Raw genomic sequence first — 18,512 nt, forward strand, 5'->3', positions numbered from 1 at the left:
CTCGGCTCGGCGGGTGCGGCCGAACGCTTGACTGGAGAACATGGACACTGTGCCCGAGCTTGGCGATCACCACAAGCGCACGCACGACCACGGCACAGGACACTCCCCTGCCGGCAAGACCCGCAAATCAGTTGATCTGGGGCGGGACCCACCGGCTACCCTGGGAGAATGCCTGGTCCGCCTCACGTCCGCGGCTCGGTCTCCATCCCGGAGCCCGAGCTCGGCTGGCGTTTCTCACGTTCGTCCGGCCCGGGCGGCCAGGGGGTCAACACCACCGACAGCCGTGTGGAGCTGAGCTTCGACCTCGCGGCCACCGGCGCTCTGCCCCCGGCGCTCAAGGCCCGCGCGCTCGAGCGGCTGAGCTCGCGCCTGGTCGACGGAGTGATCACCATCGTCGCCTCGGAGTACCGCTCCCAGCTTCGCAACCGCGAGGCGGCCAAGGAGCGCCTGACGCGCCTGCTCGAAGGCGCCATCGCTCCCCCGCCCAAGAAGCGCCGGGCCACCAAGCCGTCGCGGCGCGCGGTCGAGAGACGCCTCACGGCCAAGAAGCACCGCTCCGACGTCAAGCGCCTCCGCCGCTCCGACGAGAGCTGACCCTCCGCCCCGGCGGGTCAGATCCGGCGATCCTCCATCTCCCAGATGTGGTCGATGACGTGCCAGGCGATCCGCCGGGCGGCGTACCGGGCCGGCCATCCGCCGGGCGCCTGCGGCGAGCCGTCCGAAGGCTTGCCGAGCACCTCGATGATCTCATCGCGCATCGCGGCCCGTGCCGCGTGATCCTCGATGGCGAAAGGGCGATGCCGCACCCCGATCTTGCGGGCGTACGACCGCTCCGCCTCCACCACATGCGCCACCATCTTGTCGCGGTCCCGGCCGCCCCCGCGCGGCCCCTTGCGAAGCTCCTCGGGAGAGCCCGCGGCCACCTCGTCGAGGACCTCCCAGGATGCCCTGATCAGCAGGGTGTCGCGCTCGGCGGTCGCCGCGTCCACGGGGCGGGCGTCGATGCCGGGGATCGCCGACGGGGCGCCGAAGTCGGTGGTCGTGCCGCCGGGAGCACGCTCGACCACGGTGAACGCGTCCGGCTCGAACGGCAGGCCGGCCCGTTCGGCGATCACCCGGTAGCGGGGCACGTACTCCATCAGGGCTTCCAGCGCGGCCTCTTCGCCCTTGCCGACGCGGCACCATCCCGGCCAGTCGTAAGCGCAGGCGAAGACCTTCTTCGCACCGATCTCCAGGTAAATGTCCGTCATAAGGCCATCCTGCCCCGAGAGCCTGACAGGGAGCGGCAGCTATTCGACGAGATCGATCAGATCGGCCACGGACTGCACCACGCGCGAGGGGCGGAACGGGTAGCGGTCGATCTGGTCCTTGGTGGTCACCCCGGTCAGCACCAGGATGGTGTGCAGGCCGGCCTCCATGCCGGAGACGATGTCGGTGTCCATACGGTCGCCGATCATCGCGGTGCTCTCGCTGTGGCCGTCGATGGCGTTCAGCGCGCTGCGCATCATCATCGGGTTCGGCTTGCCCACGAAGTACGGCTCGACGCCCGTGGCCTTGGTGATCATCGCGGCGACCGCGCCGCAGGCCGGAAGGGACCCCTCGTTGGACGGGCCGACGGCGTCGGGGTTGGTGGCGATGAACCTGCTGCCGGCGTCGATGAGCCGGATCGCGCGGGTTATCGCCGTGAAGCTGTAGGTGCGGGTCTCGCCGAGCACGACGTAGTCGGGGGCGGTGTCGGTCAGGATGTAGCCCACTTCGTGCAGGGCCGTGGTCAGGCCCGCCTCGCCGATGACGTACGCCGAGCCGCCGGGGCGCTGGTCGTCGAGGAACCTGGCCGTGGCCAGCGCCGAGGTCCAGATCGCCTCGGCCGGCACTTCGAGCCCGACTCCGCGCAGCCGTACGGACAGGTCACGTGGGGTGTAGATGGAGTTGTTGGTCAGTACAAGGAACCGCTTGCCCGAGTCGCGCAGACTCCGGATGAACTCCTCGGCTCCGGGCACGGGACTTCCCTCATGGACGAGCACGCCGTCCATGTCGGACAACCAGCACTCGATCGGCTTACGCTCGTTCACCGTTACCCCGCGTTCGACGCCCTTTGACTTACCGACCCAGGATGTCAGGTACACGGCCGACATTCACCCAGGCGTCGCCGCCGCCGCGATCGGGCGGGTCATTTCGCCATGCGCCCGGAGGCCACTCCGCCGCCCCGGTCACCTCATGGTGCGCCAGGTCTGCTCCTCGACCAGTTCCCTGCTCCGCCATCCGGACGGCGTGCGGACCATGCGGTGGTGGTACCAGCCGCCGCCCTGGATCAGCCCGGAGGTGTCGGCGGCGATCGCCTCCCTGGCGGGTGCGAGCGTGTCGGCGAAGGAGGCCGTCACGACGGCCTCGCCGCCGTCGTCGCCCTCGAACCGGATCGTCATCGCGCCGATGAGGTGCAGGCGTCCCGGCCAGTGCCGCAGGACGTCGGCGAGCCAAGCCTTGGCCTCCTGTCTCGGCCCCTTGATGCCGCCGGCGGAGGTGTAGTCGATCAGCGCGTCCTCGGTGAACACGGTGTCGAGCCGGTCCCAGTCGCCGCTGTCCACGGCGTAGGCGTATCGGGCGAGCACGTCGGCTATCTCCAGCCGGTCCGCGGTTTCCGTCGGGAAGGTCATGCCGACATACAACCAAACGCTTGCTACATTATCGAGCCCGCGCTCCCCCGGCTTCTAAGCCCGGGGGGCCAGCCCCTCCAGGGCCCGCTCGGCACGGTCCAGCGACACGACGGGGTCGGCGTCCGGCGAGCCGATCTCGGGGTCGAAGTTGAGGTCGTGGAAGAGCTCGGTCACCCCCGCCGCGGCCAGCGCCTCGACGTCCGCGCGGATCTCCTCCAGCGACCCCGTCAGCGGCGCGCGACCGGGCAGGCCGGCCTCCCGCACCTTGGTGACGCCTCGGCAGATGAACCTCAGCGCACCGGGATCACGCCCGGCGACACGAGCGGCGTCCTTTACAATGTAGATCTGCTCACTGATGCGGGCCAGGTCCGCCCGGCTGGAGCTGATCCAGCCGTCGGCCAGCTCCCCGGCGCGGCGCAGCGCCACCTCGGCGGTCCCCCCGAGCAGCACGGGCGGCGCCGGCCGCGGCTTGGGATCCTGGTGGGACGGCGGGATCTCGTAGAACTCGCCCTTGTGGGAGATGATCTCGTCCGACCACAGCCGCCGCAGCACCTGCAAGTACTCCACGGCCCTGCGGCCCCGGCTCTCCATGGGCACGCCCGAGGCGACGAACTCCTCTGGAAGCCAGCCGAGCCCGAGCCCGACGTCGAGCCGCCCGCCGGAGACGTCCTGCAAGGTGGCGCACTGCTTGGCGAGCAGGGCCGGGGAGGAGAACGGCAGGTTCACCACGGCCACACCGAGCCGGATCCGGCTGGTGACGCCCGCCAGATACGCCAGTGTGACGATGGGGTCCTGGACGCTGCGGTAGACCGGTCCCATCTGGTGGCCCACCGGGTAGAGCAGCCGCTGGAACGTCCAGAGCGAGTCGTAGCCGAGTTCCTCGGCGCGCCGCGCGATCTGGAGCATGTTGGCGGGCGTCGCCCACGAACCCGAGACGGGAACCCCGAAGCCAATCTTCATGACGCCCACCCTATGGGCACGCCCGTAGATTGGACCGGTGACCGTTCGGGGCGAAGACGCATTGACCGCAAACCTGACCGGCGGCCTTGCCCGCCTCGCCCGCGCCCACGACGGAGCCGGGCCGGTCACGGTCCTGAAGGACACGCGGGTGACGGTGGTGCGGGCCGGCGACGTCGTGGTGAAGGCCCATCCTCCCGGCACCGACGAGGCCGCGCTCACCGCCCGCCTCCGTACGGCCGCAAGGCTTCCTGGGGTGCTGCTGGCGCCGCTGGCCGAGTGGATCGAGCAGGTCGAGGGCCGCCTGGTCACCGTGTGGCCCGCGGGCGAGCCGGTGGACCCCGACGATCCGGACGGGGCTCCCTGGGAGGCCGCGGCGGGGTTGCTCGCCCGCCTGCACGCCGTGCCGGTCGACGGCCTCGGCCTGCCTCCGGCCGGCGGACCGGCCAGGCTCGCACGCGCCGTCGCCCAGCTGGACGGCCTGAGCACCACGGCCGCGGAGGTCATCCGTGAGGCCTTCCGCAGCCTGCCCCCCGAGGCGGCCGACACCGGACCGGGCGCCGGGAGGCTCACGCACGGCGACTGGCATCTGGGCCAACTCGTCCGCCACCAGGGCGAGTGGCTGCTCATCGACGTCGACGACCTGGGCGCCGGCACTCCCGCGTGGGACCTGGCCCGGCCGGGCGCCTGGTTCGCCACGGGGTTCCTGGCCCCCGACCTGTGGCTGCGGTTCCTCACCGCCTACCTGCTGGCGGGCGGAACCGCCGTGCCGCAGGGGGATCCGTGGCGGGAACTCGATGTACCGGCCCGTGCGTTGACGGTCCAGTTGGCGGCCACTGCGGTCGCGGCGGCGCGCACCGAAGACCGTCCTCTGGACGACGTGGAGGAGGCCCTCGTCTCCTCCTGCGGGAGGATAATCAGCACCGCTCTGCCGCAGTAAGGTCGTCTCAGGCCACCTGAAGGAGATCGACTCGATGCGTTGCCCGAAGTGCCAGGGTTCCATGCGGACCTACGACCGCAGCGGCGTCCACATTGATCAGTGTGAGAACTGCCGTGGCATCTTCCTGGACTACGGAGAGCTCGAGGCCCTGTCCAGGGTCGAGAGCCAGTGGTCCCAGCAGCACTACTCCGCTCCGCCGCCGCCCCCGCCGCACGGCGGACCGGCATGGGGCGCGCCGCACCACGGTCACCGCGGCCACCGCGACCGCGGCTTCATGGGAATGCTGTTCTCCAGCTAGTAGTCCCTCGGTGCGGGCTGTTGACCGGTCGAGTGCGTGGACCGGTCAACGCCGGCACAGGTCAGGCCTAGGAGGGGAAGCCCTCCGGGTCGACCTGGTTGGTCTTGGCGTTGCCTCCGATGACCGGCTGCAGCGTGATCGTCCACGTGCTGAACTGGATGAGCGTGGCACTGCGGATGGTCCGGAACCTCACCGTGTCCTGGAACCTCTCGAACGTGCAGTTGCGCGTGAAAGCCCGCGCCTTCTTGTCCCAGTCGGCGCCGCCGGTGAAGAAGATCTTGTAGGTGCCGTCCGGCACGCCGCGGACGGTGACCTTGCGCCCCTTGCGTACATAGAAACTCGTCAGCTTGGTGCTGCCGCGCACCAGGGTCAGCACGGCGTCCGACTTGCCGCCGTTGTCGACGGTCAGCCGCCCGTTGCCCGTGCGGCTGCCCGAGCGCAGGAACGTGCCGTTCGCGGGCCGGCGGGTGACCTCCTTGGGGGTCTTCACCTTCACGACGTCCGCCGGGTAGTCGCCCTTGGCGGCAAGGTCACCTCCCGCCGACTTCACCGTGCCGAACCCAGCGGCCTTGCCGAGCCTGGCCAGGACGGCCGAGGAGGTGCACAGCTTCCGCTCGGTGACCGAGTCGCGCAGGTCGCCGAGGTCGCCCTGCAACCCTCGCAGGGCCGCGACGTAATCGGAGTGCTCGGCCGTGACCTCAGGGGGCGGCAGCACCGGTCCGAGCCGCTCCACCGCGTCGGTCACGGCGCCCTCGGCCCGCTGAAGGCGCTGGTTCAGCGACTTCAGCGAACGGGACTTGGCGATCCCTGCGAGGGAGGACCCGATCGGGCCGGCCGCCGTCGTGAGCTCCGTGCGGTACTCCTCGGGTGACACGCCGGCCGGAGCGCTCGACGAGGGGGCGCCCGCCGTCGGGGCGGCGCCGGTCGAGCCGCCGGAGGACGGCTCCGCGGGATCACCGCCGGAGCTGCACGCGGCGAGGGCGAAGGTCATGGCAAGCGCGGCGGGAAACCACCGGGGGGCGCTCATTTCGTCGATCATCGAGGAGAGCCGTGGGCGTGTCAAGGCAGTCAACCTCCCCGAGAGGCGGACAAACTACCTGACTATCCGCATATCTCGGCGCATCTCTGGCTTCCAGGGTGGCGGCGAACAGCGGCCGTACACCAGGTCACTCGACGGGGCGGAAGACGAGCAGTGAACGCGGTCGCTTGCTCAGCACGACCGGGCCCTGGGCGGTGAACGTCTCCCCGTCACGCGCGAGAAGCACCTCTCCCCGGGAGCCGGACGGCGAGGCGACCCGCACGGTGTCCGCGCGCCACGCGAGGTAGTGCCGCGACACCCCAAGCCCGCCCAGGATCGTGCTGGCCATGGCCCGGAGGCGCGGCAGCCGCGAGGCCGCGGTCAGCAGCCGGATGTCCAGGACGCCGTCCTCCAGCCTGTCCCTGCGCGTCGGGGCGACACCGCTGGACTCGTACGCGCAGTTGCCCGCGAACAGCAGCCAGACCCTGCGCCGCACGCCGTCGACCACCAGCTCATCCGGAGTGCGGTTGTGCATCAGCACATCGGCCATGGCCAGGACCAGCGCCGACCACTTCCCGATCTTCCCCTCCCACTCCTCCCTGCGGTCGACGACGAGGGGATAGATGCCGAGGCTCGCCGTGTTGAGGAAGACCCGCCCTGCGACCTCGCCGACGTCCACCGCCACCACGTGCCCTGAGCGGTACGCCGAGGCCGCCTCGTCGATGGTCTCGAGCCCAAGGGTGCGGGCGAAGTGGTCGAACGTGCCCGCGGGAATGGGAAGCAGCGGAACGCCGTGCTCCAGCGCGGCCTGCGCCCCGCAGTTCATCGTCCCGTCCCCGCCCGCGACGGCCAGCACCCGGGCACGCCCCGCGGCCTCCTGGAGCCGCTTCATCAGGTCGTCGCCGGGCTCGGTCTCGATGATCTCCGCCTTGGGGAACTCCATGCGCACGGCGGCGGCCGTGCCGGGGTCGCGTCCCGCGCCGTTGTTGACCACGGCGACCATGCCCTCTCCATCGGGGTCCAGGTCGATGAGCGGCGCGGTGGCGGCGACGCGGGCCTCGCCGATGACGGTGCGGCCCGGCCACAGGCGCTTGGTGACCAGCGCCGCCCCCATGCCGAGCCCCACACCGGCGAGCACGTCGCCGGGGTAGTGGACGCCGGTGTAGACGCGGGAGAAGCAGACCGCCCCCGCCGTGACCGCGATCGGCACGCCCACCCTCGCCGGAACCTCCATCGCCACGGCCGCCGCGAAGGCCGCCGCGGAGGCGGAGTGACCGGACGGGAAGGAGTGCGAGGAGGGGATCCTGCCCAGGCGGGCCAGCGGGAAGTCCACTATCGACGGCCGGGCGCGCCCGAAGGCCTGCTTGCCGAGCAGGTTGACCACCGGGCTCGCCAGGCTGATCGCCAGCAGCCCCCGCGTGGCGGCGCGGCGCATCTGCCTGCGCCCGCTGAGCGCCAGGGTGCCGGCGACGGCCGCCCACAGCAGGGAGTTGTCGGCGGCCCGCGACAGGCGGGGCAGCACACGGTCGAGGCCAGGGAAATGCGCGTCGGCCACCGACCTGAACAGACGACGGTCAAGCGCCCCGAGCTGCTTCTTGATCTGCGTGAGATGGTTCGCGGCCTTCGGCATGCCTTCGTTAGTGCCCACGAACGGCGTTCCCAGTCACGCGCGTCTAAGATCAGTATGACCCGTTTGCGCACGTGGAGCGCCTGCGCGGGTGATCACATGGTCCGGCGGGACGAGGACACGGCCGAGGTGTCCGCGGCCGGCTCGCGGGAGCGGGCCGGAGGGCTCGCGACCATGGGCGCCGCCGGCTCCCGCACGCCGAGCGCGTCGCGGAGCACCTCCTCGACGTCCAGCTTCACGACCCAGCTCTCCTGCCCCGCACCGGGACCAGGGGTGCCCGCGGGGCCCCCCGTCCTCGCGGCTCGCGCCCGGCTGAAGGCCGCGCGGAAGAACCGCTCATATCCGAGCAGGCGGCACAGGGTGACCACCCTGGCGTACAGCAGCGGGGTCCCGCCGGAGCCCGGCTGGAACGCGGGTGCCGGGTGAGCCTCGGGCGGGCGATGTTCCCCGAGCGCTCCGGCAACGGCCCGCGAAAGCATCGGATCACCGCTCATGCCCACCTCCCGTAACCCAGTGTGCCGATATGGTTACACCGATGGAACGACCCGGTGGCCCGAAGCCGCGGCCGGGAAGGGATTTCTTCTACCAGGGATGAGCAACGGAACACAGGCGATAACTCCAGACGGGTCAGGCCGGTAGCCGGGAGAGGTAGACGCGCCTGGACTCGTCGACCAGGCGGAGGTAGTCGTCGAGCTGCTCCTTGGTGTCCAGCCGCGCCCGGCCGCGGATCAGCTCCTCCAGCAGGTCGAGCCACTCCAGGCACCAGTGGAGGTCCTCGGCACGGGCCACCGCCCGGCCCCGCACGTTCAGGTAGACGGGGCTGGTGTGCGCGAACACGCCGCTGAACAGCGACCGCGGGTGCGGGCCGCCCTCGGCCAGGGCGAGGACGTAGGTCGGCCCGCCGACGACGAGCTCGGCCGTGAGCTCACCGGGCGGTCCCTCGGCCAGCACGCCGTCCGCCGTGCGGATCGTCAGCCGCTCCACCTCCGGGCCGATGACCCGCACGCTCACCCTCACCCGGTCGCCGGGCGCGCGGTCGAGGGTGTCCCCCGGCTCGTGACCGTCCACGGTGAGCTCGACGAACGGGCCCGTGGTGGCGAACGTCCGCCCATGGCGGACGGCCTCGGCGTAGGAGACGGCGGTCAGCGGCCCCGCCACCTTGGCGTAGGTCCGCTCCCAGCCCGGCGGGCTCGCCACCATCTCCATCCGCTGGCGGGTGAAGGACAGCATCGAGTCGGTGCCCGCGACGGCGGCCAGCCGGTTGCCCGCTCCGAGCAGGCGGCGGTACACCGCCGAGGATCCGGCGGCGGAGGCGTAGTGCAGGATCTCCATGCTGTCGACCAGGCCGAGTGCGGCGTCGACCACGGCCATCCGGGCCGAGCACTGCGGCCGGCCGGTGCCGAAGACGTCGGCCGGGGTCTCGACGGGCGACTTGAACGAGTGCGCGTAGCCGACGATCGCCCCCAGATCGCGAAGCTCCCGGCAGGCGACGCTGGTGGGGGGCCAGTCGGGAGCACCGGCGAACCCGGCGTGGTAGCGGCTCGGCGGGGCGGTGACCCCGAAGGCGTGGAGGTGCCCGAGCAGGTCGTCGCGGTACTCCACGCCCATGCGGGCGAGGTGGGTGGCGTCCGACCAGGGCAGGTCCCGCCCCGCCCAGTGCTCCAGCGCCTCCCTGTCCAGGACGCGCGGGCCGGACACGTTGGCGGCGAGGAGGTTGAGCACGTGCAGGTCCTCACCGTGCTGCGCGGCCGCGGCCATCTGCGGCGTGGCCACGACGTCCCCGACGAAGTTGAGGTGGACGTGCAGGTCCGCGCCGTACCATCCCCTGGCCGCCGCGTCGTACATCCGCGCCGGAGTCAGCTCGACGAGGGTCTCGCCCGAGGGGGTGAGGGCCGTCTCGGCGACGTCGTACTCCATCCCGCGCGTCACCCGGACGGTCAGCGGCTCGGCGGGGACGTCCAGCACGATGTCGTCGCCGTGGAAGTACGGCGTGCCGTGGTAGTCGTACCTGGCCGGCGTCCCCTCCGGGAACCAGCCCTGGCCGCCCTCGGTCCACACGCTCCACCGGCACGGGAACCCGGCCCGCACCCGCAGCCGCGCCCGGGCGGCGAGGCGGACCAGCCCCGACAGGCCGGCACGCTCGCCGCCCGCGCCCACGCTCACCTCGGTGGCGGTGTCCAGGTCGATCAGGCGGGCCCCGCCGGGGGCGAGGTGGTACCGCACGCCACCGGCGCGGACCTCCGCCGGCGACGTGCGGGCGTTGTCGAGCAGCAGGCTCACCGGCACCGGCCGCGCGTCGAGCACGATGCGCGGCCGCCCTTCCAGCTCGCAGCCGCCTTCCCGCAGCCGCAGCACGGCCGCCCCGCCGGGCGGTGCCCCGCCGAGCGCGTCCCGCAGCACCTCGTCGAAGTCCAGTTCGCGCACGAGCGCCTCGTGTTCGGCGAGGGTGGCGTCCGGCCGCTCGGCCCGTACCCGGGCGAAGGCGACCCGGAAGAACCTCTCCTCGTCGACGAAGCGCGAGACGCTCATCAGCCTCACGTATGGGATCTTGGGCTCTCCCCAGCTCATCCCGTGTTCGGCCAGCGCCCGGCGGTACTCGCGCAGCGCTTCGGCCACGACGTCCGGAAGCATCAGATCCTCATCCACGCGGACCTCCCGTAACCCGATGTGCCGTCATGGTCACACCGGTGACGCGAATCGGACGCCGCGGGCCCCGGACGAGGGAGAGGTTTCTTGCCACCTGGATGTGGCTTCGTCAGCAACCGTAGAAGGTCACCACATTGGCCGACCTTGGGGTGAGACGTCCGGGATGCCTGATCAGCCTAGCAGGCCGGTGTAGCCGGGACCGAGCCGGTCGAGGCGCGAGGTGATCCACCGGCTGGAGGGTCCGCGCCTGCCCGGAGGGGGCGGTCAGGCGGGCTGGTGGTCGAAGGCGGCGAGGATGCGGTCGGCGGCGAGGGCGGGGGTGAGGGTGCCCTCGAGCACCTCCCGCTCCACCTCGGCGGCGATCGCGGTCACCTCGGGGTTCTCCTTCAGCCGGGTCAGCAGCCGGTCGCGCACCAGCGTCCAGGTCCAGCCGACCTGCTGGCGGCGGCGCTTGGCCGTGAGCTCGCCGGAGGCCTCCATGACGTCCTGGTGGCGGATGATGTGCCGCCACAGCTCGTCGAGTCCGGTGCCCTCCTGCCCGCTACAGGTCAGCACCGGGGTGCTCCACGAGCCGCCGCTCGCCCGAAGCAGCCGGAGGGCTCCCGCCAGCTCCCTGGCGGCCTTGCGCGCGTCCATCTCGTGAGGGCCGTCGGCCTTGTTGACCGCGATGACGTCGGCCAGCTCCAGCACGCCCTTCTTGATGCCCTGGAGCTGGTCGCCGGTCCTCGCCAGGGTGAGGAGCAGGAAGGTGTCCACCATCTCGGCGACCGCGATCTCCGACTGCCCGACCCCCACGGTCTCCACCAGGACGGTGTCGAATCCGGCCGCCTCCACGACCACCATGGCCTCGCGGGTCGCCTTGGTGACGCCGCCGAGGGTGCCGGAGGTCGGCGAGGGCCGGATGTAGGCGTTGGGGTCGGCCGACAACCGTCCCATGCGGGTCTTGTCGCCCAGGATGCTGCCGCCGGTGCGTGTGGAGGAGGGATCGACGGCGAGCACGGCGACGCGGTGCCCCTGTCCCGTCAGGTGGACGCCGAGCGCGTCGATGAAGGTCGACTTGCCCACCCCGGGCACGCCGGTGACGCCGACCCTCCTGGCCTTGCCGGACAGGGGGGTCAGCTCGATCAGCAGGCGCTGGGCGAGCTCGCGGTGGTCGGGCCGCGAGGACTCCACCAGGGTGATCGCCCGTGCGATCCAGCCGACGGCGCCCTCACGCACCCCCTGGACGTAGTCCTCAAGCGGTGGCATGACCCAGCCGGGCGGAGAGGTCGCGCAGCAGGTCGAGGGCCGCGTCGGCGACCACCGTGCCCGGCGGGAAGATCGCGGCGGCGCCGGCCTCGCGCAGCGCCTGGAAGTCGTCCGGCGGGATCACCCCGCCCACGACGATCATGATGTCGTCGCGGCCCAGGGCGGCGAGCCGGTCGCGCAGCTCGGGCACCAGCGAGAGGTGACCGGCCGCGAGCGACGAGACGCCGACCACGTGCACGTCGGCCTCGATGGCCTGGCGGGCGACCTCGCCCGGGGTCTGGAACAGCGGGCCCACGTCCACGTCGAACCCCAGGTCGGCGAAGGCCGTGGCGATCACCTTCTGCCCCCGGTCGTGCCCGTCCTGGCCGATCTTCGCGACCAGGATGCGGGGCCTGCGCCCCTCCTCCCGCTCGAACGCGGCGCACGCGGCCCGGACCTTCTCGATGTAGGCGGCGTCGCCCGCCTCCTCCCGGTACACCCCTGAGATGGTACGGATCTGCCCCGCGTGCCGTCCGAAGACCTCCTCCAGCGCGTCGGAGATCTCCCCGACGGTGGCCTTCGCACGGGCGGCGTCGACGGCGAGGGCGAGGAGGTTGCCCTCTCCCGCGGCGCCCCGGGTGAGGGCCGCGAGCGCGTCCCGGCACGCCTGCTCGTCGCGCTCCTCGCGAAGCCGGCGCAGCTTCTCGATCTGCTGGGCGCGCACCGAGGTGTTGTCGACCTTGAGCACCTCGATGTCCTCGTCGGACCCGGCGCGGTACTTGTTGACGCCGATCACCGGCTGCCTGCCGGAGTCGATGCGCGCCTGCGTGCGGGCGGCGGCCTCCTCGATGCGCAGCTTGGGCAGGCCCGCGTCGATGGCCTTGGCCATGCCGCCCGCCTGCTCGACCTCCTGGATGTGCTCCCAGGCCCGGCGCGCCAGCTCGTAGGTCAGCCGCTCGACGTACGCGCTGCCGCCCCAGGGGTCGATCACCCGGCAGGTGCCCGACTCCTGCTGGAGCAGAAGCTGGGTGTTCCGGGCGATGCGGGCCGAGAAGTCGGTGGGCAGGGCCAGCGCCTCGTCGAGCGCGTTGGTGTGCAGCGACTGGGTGTGCCCCTGGGTCGCCGCCATCGCCTCCACGCATGTGCGGACCACGTTGTTGAAGAAGTCCTGCGCGGTCAGCGACCAGCCGGAGGTCTGGCAGTGGGTGCGCAGCGACAGCGACTTGGGGTTCTCGGCGCCGAAGCCCTTGACCAGCTTGGCCCAGAGCAGCCGGGCGGCGCGGAGCTTGGCGACCTCCATGAAGAAGTTCATGCCGATGCACCAGAAGAACGACAGGCGCGGCGCGAACGCGTCGACGCCGAGCCCGGCCCCGACCCCCGCCCGCAGGTACTCGACCCCGTCGGCCAGCGTGTACGCCAGCTCCAGGTCGCACGTGGCCCCGGCCTCCTGGATGTGGTAGCCGGAGATCGAGATGGAGTTGAACTTCGGCATGCGCTCGGAGGTGAACGCGAAGATGTCGGAGATGATCCGCATCGACGGGCCGGGCGGGTAGATGTAGGTGTTGCGGACCATGAACTCCTTGAGGATGTCGTTCTGGATGGTCCCGGCGAGCTGCTCGGGGGCCACCCCCTGCTCCTCGGCGGCCACGATGTAGAGCGCGAGCACCGGCAGCACCGCGCCGTTCATGGTCATCGACACGCTCATGCGGTCGAGGGGGATGCCGTCGAACAGCTGCCGCATGTCGTAGATGGAGTCGATGGCCACCCCGGCCATGCCGACGTCGCCGCCCACGCGCGGGTGGTCGGAGTCGTAGCCCCGGTGGGTGGCCAGGTCGAAGGCGACCGACAACCCTTTCTGCCCTGCGGCCAGGTTGCGCCGGTAGAAGGCGTTCGACTGCTCGGCCGTGGAGAACCCGGCGTACTGGCGGATCGTCCACGGCTGGGTGACGTACATCGTCGGGTAGGGACCGCGCGGGAACGGCGCCATGCCGGGGTAGGTCGACAGGAAGTCGAGCCCGTCGAGGTCCTCGGCGGTGTAGAGCGGCTTGACGCCGATGCCCTCGGGCGTGTCCCACGTCAGGTCGGAGGGGCTCTTGCCGACCTGGTCCTGCACGGCCCGCGCCCAGCGGTCGAGGCCGGGGGGCCCGTCGCCCGGAGTACCGGAGCTGAGGGGAATGCCGGAGAAGTCGGGAATCATACGGTCACCCCAAGATCGTCGAACGTGGTGCGGAGCACGTCCAGGACGTCACACCCGGCGTACAGGCGAGCGTCCACGCCCTCATGCTCACCCTTCCCCGCCAGCCACACCTTTCTCGCCCCCGCCCGCCTGAGCTCGGCCGCGACCGCCGCCGCGTGCTCGTCGTACAGCCTGTCGCTGGAGCACAGGCAGGCCACGGTGGTGCCGCCACGCCGGAAGGCCTCGGCGATCTCGGCGGGGTCGGTGGACGGGCCGCTCAGGACGGTGGCGATGCCGCCCGTCTGGAACAGGTTCGCCGCGAACGAGGCTCGCGCGGTGGAGGCCGCCACCGGGCCGATGGTCGCCAGGAAGACCACGGGCCGGGCCTCGGCGCGGTCGGCGGCGTCGCGCAGCTCCTCGAAGCCCTGCGCGTAGTGCACCCGGGGCAGGCCGCCTCCGGGACGCTCGGGCGCCGGCTCGCGGGCGGGACGCCGCTCGTCCACGTGCGGGAACTCGCTGACGCCGGTGATGGGGTCCCTGCGGCGGGCGATGTTGCGGGAGCGGCGCGCCCAGGTGGCGGCGAGCCGCTCGGGGACCAGCCGCTCCAGGGCCGCCTCCGCGCCGCCCGCGCGCTCGATCTCCTGGAACCACTCCCAGGCCTTGCCCGCCAGGTCGGCGGTGAGCCGCTCGGCGTACCAGGAGCCGCCCGCCGGGTCGACGACCCTGGCGACGTTGGCCTCCTCGACCAGCAGCGACTGGGTGTTGCGGGCGATGCGCCTGGCGAAGGTGTCGGGCAGGCCCAGGCGCGCGTCGAAGGGCTGCACGGTGACGGCGTCCGCGCCGCCGACGCCGGCGCCGAAGCAGGCCAGCGTGGTGCGCAGCATGTTCACCCAGGGATCACGGCCGGTCATCATCGCCGAAGAGGTGACCGCGTGCTGGACCTGCCCTCCGTGGGCGGGGACGCCGCAGGCCTCGGCGACGCGGGCCCAGAGAGCCCGCGCGGCCCGGAACTTGGCGATCGTGAGGAACTGGTCGGCCGTGGCCGCGTACCGGAACTCGATCTGCCCGAACGCCTCCTCCACCGTCAGGCCGCCGTCGGTGAGGGCGCGCAGGTAGGCGACTCCGGTGGCGATGGAGCAGCCGAGCTCCTCCGCGTCGCTCCCGCCGGCGTCGTGGTACGGCGTGGCGTCGACGGTGATCGCCCGCACGGAGGGGACCTCCCGGGCGCGCCGGGCCAGCTCGACGGCACCCGCCGGCGGGACGGCCGTGCCGGTGGCGGCCCGCAGGCCGATGGGGTCGGCACCGAGGTTCGCCCCCGCAGAGGCGATGCCGCGTTCGGCGGCGAGCCGCAGGAACGCCTCCGCGGCCTCGGCCGTGCGGGCCCCCGCGTCGAGCACGACGGGGGCGAGGTCGAGGTAGACCCCGTCCAGCACCTGGGGCAGCGCGGCGGGGTCGAGCCCGCCGTCGCCGAGCACGAGCCAGATGGAGGTGACGCCGTTCTCCAGGTCGGCCAGCACGGCCTCGCGGGTGCGGGCCGGGTCGGGGTCGGCGTGACGCTGGCGCACGTCCCACCCGGACAGCGCGCCGCCCGCGGCCCGGACGCCCCGGATGAAGGGGGCGGCACCGGGCACACCGGGGTCGCCGGGCAGGTCCGCCGCGTCGTACAGCGGGGAGAGCGTCACGCCGTCGTAGGTGGTGAAGGCCAGCGCCTCTTCGGGCGAGTCGACCTCGGCGCCGGATCTGCGCAGCACGCCCAGGGCGAGCCGCCGCCAGTCTTCCCGCGTGCCCGGCGGGAAATCGGCGGCCGGATGGAATTCCTCGGGCTGCACCGTCATGTCACGGATCGTAGGCGTTGCCGTCTCGGGACGACACTTCGGGGACCCCTGTCACGCGTCGGGGTCCCCCTGTCCCTTCAGGCGATCGGCGGTGCTCAGCCGATCGGGGCCTCCCAGGCGGCATCCCAGGTGATCTTGCCCACCACGCCGTCGACGCCGAGGCGCTGCTCCTGCTGGAAGTCGCGGCAGACCTCCCGCGACCCGGGTCCGTATGCCCCGTCCACGTCGATGGTCCAGCCGCGCTTGTCCATCTGGGCCTGCCAGGTGCGCACGTCCTCGCCGCGCATGACCGGCGGGTACTTCAGCAGCCTGCCGGGGAACCTCGGGTGCCGCACCGGGTCGGGGTCGGTGGGCCCGGGCTGGCCGCCGGGGCGCGGGGCCCCCTTCTTCACCCACTCGTACAGCGCGGCGCCGGGGCAGTCGGTGGAGTATCCGTCGCGGTGGCCCTTGATCTCCTTGCCCGCGCCTCCCTTGTCACGCAGGTACTCGATGGCGTCCACGATGCCGTCGAGCATGCCGTCCGGCGGCTTGACCAGCCCGGAGTTGCCCACAAGGCCGAGCACGGCGTAGTGCCCGGAGTTCAGGCCCGGGCCGTTGGCGGCGGGCAGGTGCCCGGGGCCGCGGCCGACGAAGACCTTGCGGTGCGGGCAGGCCGCCATGCTGTAGCCGATGTCGAGCCAGCCGTTTCCGTCCATATGGAAGCTCTGGATGGATTTCACCATGGCGACGCACTTGGCGTGGTCGTTCACGATCGCCGGGTCGACCCGGCCACCGGTGTAGTGCACCTTGATGCCCTTGGTGGACGTCAGGTTCGTATAGGAGCCGCGCGGGGCGCGGGCGCCCCAGTCTGCACGCGACACAAGGTCGATGGCCACGAATCTTCTCCCAGGGGGACGAGCATTTAGGACTGAAGGTCCACTGTCCTTCCATCGGGCCACCAAACCAGCCCTAGCGGTCTCACAGTGGACCGATCCGCGTGAGCAACCCTAACCATGGACACATGACCATATGTGTTAGTTCGCGGATGTCCGTTAGCTATACCGCATTGATTTAGCGGTACTTGCGGGAAAATCCTTGGACTCCACCCGCCACTGGGCTGAATCATGAATATATGTCCGTTGTGGAGGAGGTTCGTTTCCCCGCCGCCGAAGCCCTGCCGATGAAGGTGTGGCTCGACGACGGTGACTCGCCGATCGATGTCATCGACGCCCTGGCACTGTCCCCGTTCGCCACCGGGAACCAGCCCTGGGCACGTTCCGCCAACCTGGAGAGGGTGCGTCCCGACGCCTCGCTCATGCCCGCGCGCGCCCGGCTGACCCGTGCCGCGAAGGAGGACGACGGCCGCGACTCGCGCCTGGCCTGCGGGGACGGCTGGACCCTCAGGGTGGTCCGGTTCCGCAACCGCTCCGCCGTGCTCACCGTGACCGCCGTCAGCGACGAGCTCGCGCGGTCGGTGCTGGAGGAGGCCACCAAGGACGCGGTCGAGCCGCCTCCCCAGGAGGCCGACCACGTCGACATGGGATTCTGGTGGACCGGGGCCCACGGGCCGCGCCGTACCCAGCGCCCGATCACCGCGCCGCGCTGGCCGGCGATCCGGGGCAACTACTCGCGGGCGGCCGGCGAGTCGCTGGGAAGCCTCATGACGGTGACCCCGTCCGACGTCAACGGGCGGCTCATCCTCCTGCACGGCCCGCCGGGAACCGGCAAGACCACGGCCCTGCGCGCCCTGGCCATGGAGTGGGCCAAGTGGTGCCAGGTGGACTGCGTGCTCGATCCCGAGCGGCTGTTCGCCGACCCGGGCTACCTGATGGAGGTCGCCGTCGGGTACGACTCCGACGACGACGACCACCGCTGGCGGCTGCTGGTGCTGGAGGACTGCGACGAACTGATCCGCGCCGAGGCCAAGGAGGTCACGGGTCAGGGGCTGTCGCGCCTGCTCAACCTGACCGACGGGCTCCTCGGCCAGGGCAGGGACGTCCTTGTGGCCGTGACCACCAACGAGGACCTCGCCAGGCTGCACCCGGCGGTCGTGCGTCCGGGACGCTGCCTGTCGCAGATCGAGGCGGGCCGCCTGTCGGCCGACGAGGCCCGCGCGTGGCTCGGCTCCGCGGACGGCGTCGGCTCCTCGGGGGCGACGCTGGCGGAGCTGTTCGCCCTGCGCTCCGGAAGGGCCTCCACCCTCCCGGCCGCACCCGCGGAGACCACCGGCCTCTACCTCTGATCGGGTGCCGGGCACGCCGACGGCCGGTCGTGCGGGGGATGGTCCCCCTGCCCCTCCTGCCGGGGGTGCGCCGCCGGCGACATCAGCGTCGGATCGGATCGCGCCAGCAGGGCCGGCTCGGTGCGGGACAGGGTCCGAAGCTCCGGGCGCGTCATGGCGGGGGCGGCGGGCGGTCGCTCGTTCCCCCAGAACGGGCCGACCAGGCCGAGTTCCTGGAACAGCGCGCGCGCCTCGTCGGGGGTGCGCCGGCGGTACTCCCTGGTGAGCCGTCCGGCGTACCACCGGGTGGCGAGCAGCCACAGGGTGCGCATGTCGAGGATCACTCCCCGGGGGTTGCGGGTCTGGCGCAGCCACCGCCCCACGTGCTCCTCGGAGCAGAACAGCGACTGGTGCCCGCAGGCGTACATCACGTCGTCCCACATGCGCGGGATGGGGACCAGGAAGTGCGCGACCAGGTCGATCGTCGGGGGCTCATCGGGGCACACGTCGAGCGCGAGCGCCTTGCCGCAGCCGGGGCAGTGGGTCGCGACCATGCACTCCTCGCCGACGAGCGCGGGAATCGCGAACGAGTCCCAGGCGCAGCCGCCCCACCACTTGACCCGGTCGCCGGCGACCACGAAGCCGAGCGGCACCGCCGACCACGGGTGGGCCATGACGATCTGGCTGCGGTCGTCGTCGAGCACGAGCAGATGGGCGTCGTGCAGCGCCCGGAGGACGTCGAGCGCCGCGGCCGGTTCCATGCCGAACTCGGCGGCCACCTCGTCCGGACGCGGGGGCTCGCCCCGCTCGGCGAACCGCCGGTAGACGAACACCCGCACGTCTGCGAGATCGTGCATAACCCTGACGATACCCACCGTGACCTAGGCCGATGCCGAGAGCCCTCGGTCAGCCGAGCGGGGTGAGCAGGGTCGGT

General features: G+C 71.9%; 17 protein-coding genes. 4 read left to right on the forward strand and 13 right to left on the reverse strand.

Annotated features, from left to right (window positions below):
* Positions 1–168: 168 nt before the first annotated feature.
* Positions 169–594, forward strand: a complete 426-nt coding sequence (arfB, locus tag ABD810_RS13035) for an alternative ribosome rescue aminoacyl-tRNA hydrolase ArfB (RefSeq protein WP_344938404.1) — start codon at positions 169–171, stop codon at positions 592–594.
* Between the two features lie 17 nt (positions 595–611).
* Here arfB and ABD810_RS13040 read toward each other — a convergent pair whose 3' ends face one another.
* The 4 genes from ABD810_RS13040 to ABD810_RS13055 form a co-directional block, all read right to left on the reverse strand.
* A complete protein-coding gene (locus ABD810_RS13040; RefSeq protein ID WP_344938406.1) occupies positions 612–1,250 on the reverse strand; it encodes a hypothetical protein in 639 nt (212 codons plus the stop codon).
* Between the two features lie 39 nt (positions 1,251–1,289).
* Entirely contained in the window at positions 1,290–2,072 is a 783-nt protein-coding gene (locus tag ABD810_RS13045; RefSeq protein WP_344938408.1) for an HAD-IIA family hydrolase, read from the reverse strand.
* A gap of 138 nt (positions 2,073–2,210) precedes the next feature.
* On the reverse strand, positions 2,211–2,654 hold the full coding sequence (locus ABD810_RS13050; RefSeq protein WP_344938410.1) for a nuclear transport factor 2 family protein: 444 nt from the start codon (positions 2,652–2,654) through the stop codon (positions 2,211–2,213).
* Between the two features lie 54 nt (positions 2,655–2,708).
* Positions 2,709–3,614, reverse strand: a complete 906-nt coding sequence (locus tag ABD810_RS13055) for a TIGR03619 family F420-dependent LLM class oxidoreductase (RefSeq protein WP_344938412.1) — start codon at positions 3,612–3,614, stop codon at positions 2,709–2,711.
* 61 nt (positions 3,615–3,675) lie between these two features.
* On the opposite strand from ABD810_RS13055, the gene ABD810_RS13060 reads away from it, so the two are divergent.
* Both ABD810_RS13060 and ABD810_RS13065 read left to right on the forward strand, forming a co-directional pair.
* Complete coding sequence (locus ABD810_RS13060; protein ID WP_344938414.1) at positions 3,676–4,551, forward strand: phosphotransferase family protein; 876 nt, start codon at positions 3,676–3,678, stop codon at positions 4,549–4,551.
* Positions 4,552–4,585: 34 nt separating this feature from the next.
* Entirely contained in the window at positions 4,586–4,849 is a 264-nt protein-coding gene (locus tag ABD810_RS13065; protein WP_344938416.1) for a TFIIB-type zinc ribbon-containing protein, read from the forward strand.
* A 67-nt stretch (positions 4,850–4,916) separates the two neighbouring features.
* Here the strand turns inward: ABD810_RS13065 and ABD810_RS13070 are convergent, their stop codons facing one another.
* The 8 genes from ABD810_RS13070 to ABD810_RS13105 all read right to left on the reverse strand — a co-directional run bounded on the left by ABD810_RS13070 (position 4,917) and on the right by ABD810_RS13105 (position 16,253).
* Complete coding sequence (locus ABD810_RS13070) at positions 4,917–5,912, reverse strand: hypothetical protein (RefSeq protein ID WP_344938418.1); 996 nt, start codon at positions 5,910–5,912, stop codon at positions 4,917–4,919.
* A gap of 103 nt (positions 5,913–6,015) precedes the next feature.
* Entirely contained in the window at positions 6,016–7,515 is a 1,500-nt protein-coding gene (locus ABD810_RS13075; RefSeq protein ID WP_344938420.1) for a bifunctional phosphatase PAP2/diacylglycerol kinase family protein, read from the reverse strand.
* Positions 7,516–7,589: 74 nt separating this feature from the next.
* Positions 7,590–7,988 (reverse strand): hypothetical protein, encoded by a 399-nt coding sequence (locus tag ABD810_RS13080; protein WP_344938422.1) that lies wholly within the window; start codon positions 7,986–7,988, stop codon positions 7,590–7,592.
* Between the two features lie 133 nt (positions 7,989–8,121).
* Positions 8,122–10,140 (reverse strand): CehA/McbA family metallohydrolase, encoded by a 2,019-nt coding sequence (locus ABD810_RS13085; protein ID WP_344938424.1) that lies wholly within the window; start codon positions 10,138–10,140, stop codon positions 8,122–8,124.
* 264 nt (positions 10,141–10,404) lie between these two features.
* Positions 10,405–11,388 carry a methylmalonyl Co-A mutase-associated GTPase MeaB gene (meaB, locus tag ABD810_RS13090; protein ID WP_344938426.1) on the reverse strand — a complete coding sequence of 328 codons (984 nt, stop codon included), beginning with the start codon at positions 11,386–11,388 and terminating at the stop codon, positions 10,405–10,407.
* Complete coding sequence (scpA, locus tag ABD810_RS13095) at positions 11,375–13,564, reverse strand: methylmalonyl-CoA mutase (protein WP_344938428.1); 2,190 nt, start codon at positions 13,562–13,564, stop codon at positions 11,375–11,377. The genes meaB and scpA overlap by 14 nt, the downstream gene beginning before the upstream one ends.
* Positions 13,561–15,378 carry a methylmalonyl-CoA mutase family protein gene (locus ABD810_RS13100; protein WP_344938430.1) on the reverse strand — a complete coding sequence of 606 codons (1,818 nt, stop codon included), beginning with the start codon at positions 15,376–15,378 and terminating at the stop codon, positions 13,561–13,563. Before ABD810_RS13100 ends, scpA begins: the two co-directional genes overlap by 4 nt.
* A 95-nt stretch (positions 15,379–15,473) precedes the next feature.
* Positions 15,474–16,253 (reverse strand): peptidoglycan recognition protein family protein, encoded by a 780-nt coding sequence (locus ABD810_RS13105; protein ID WP_344938432.1) that lies wholly within the window; start codon positions 16,251–16,253, stop codon positions 15,474–15,476.
* 236 nt (positions 16,254–16,489) lie between these two features.
* Here ABD810_RS13105 and ABD810_RS13110 point away from each other — a divergent pair, with 236 nt between their 5' ends.
* Entirely contained in the window at positions 16,490–17,599 is a 1,110-nt protein-coding gene (locus ABD810_RS13110; protein WP_344938433.1) for a DUF5925 domain-containing protein, read from the forward strand.
* Here ABD810_RS13110 and merB read toward each other — a convergent pair.
* A complete protein-coding gene (gene merB / locus ABD810_RS13115; RefSeq protein ID WP_344938436.1) occupies positions 17,590–18,435 on the reverse strand; it encodes an organomercurial lyase in 846 nt (281 codons plus the stop codon). The genes ABD810_RS13110 and merB overlap by 10 nt on opposite strands.
* Between the last annotated feature and the right edge of the window lie 77 nt (positions 18,436–18,512).

Source organism: Sphaerisporangium flaviroseum, from assembly GCF_039537005.1.
GTDB classification, from domain to species: domain Bacteria; phylum Actinomycetota; class Actinomycetes; order Streptosporangiales; family Streptosporangiaceae; genus Sphaerisporangium; species Sphaerisporangium flaviroseum.

What these genes read in the sequence shown, in the direction of transcription:
- arfB (WP_344938404.1), top strand. Translation starts at nt 169, where the DNA reads ATGCCTGGTCCGCCTCACGTCCGCGGCTCGGTCTCCATCCCGGAGCCC.
- ABD810_RS13040 (WP_344938406.1), bottom strand. Translation starts at nt 1,250, where the DNA reads ATGACGGACATTTACCTGGAGATCGGTGCGAAGAAGGTCTTCGCCTGC.
- ABD810_RS13050 (WP_344938410.1), bottom strand. Translation starts at nt 2,654, where the DNA reads ATGACCTTCCCGACGGAAACCGCGGACCGGCTGGAGATAGCCGACGTG.
- ABD810_RS13055 (WP_344938412.1), bottom strand. Translation starts at nt 3,614, where the DNA reads ATGAAGATTGGCTTCGGGGTTCCCGTCTCGGGTTCGTGGGCGACGCCC.
- ABD810_RS13065 (WP_344938416.1), top strand. Translation starts at nt 4,586, where the DNA reads ATGCGTTGCCCGAAGTGCCAGGGTTCCATGCGGACCTACGACCGCAGC.
- ABD810_RS13080 (WP_344938422.1), bottom strand. Translation starts at nt 7,988, where the DNA reads ATGAGCGGTGATCCGATGCTTTCGCGGGCCGTTGCCGGAGCGCTCGGG.
- meaB (WP_344938426.1), bottom strand. Translation starts at nt 11,388, where the DNA reads ATGCCACCGCTTGAGGACTACGTCCAGGGGGTGCGTGAGGGCGCCGTC.
- scpA (WP_344938428.1), bottom strand. Translation starts at nt 13,564, where the DNA reads ATGATTCCCGACTTCTCCGGCATTCCCCTCAGCTCCGGTACTCCGGGC.
- ABD810_RS13100 (WP_344938430.1), bottom strand. Translation starts at nt 15,378, where the DNA reads ATGACGGTGCAGCCCGAGGAATTCCATCCGGCCGCCGATTTCCCGCCG.
- ABD810_RS13110 (WP_344938433.1), top strand. Translation starts at nt 16,490, where the DNA reads ATGTCCGTTGTGGAGGAGGTTCGTTTCCCCGCCGCCGAAGCCCTGCCG.
- merB (WP_344938436.1), bottom strand. Translation starts at nt 18,435, where the DNA reads ATGCACGATCTCGCAGACGTGCGGGTGTTCGTCTACCGGCGGTTCGCC.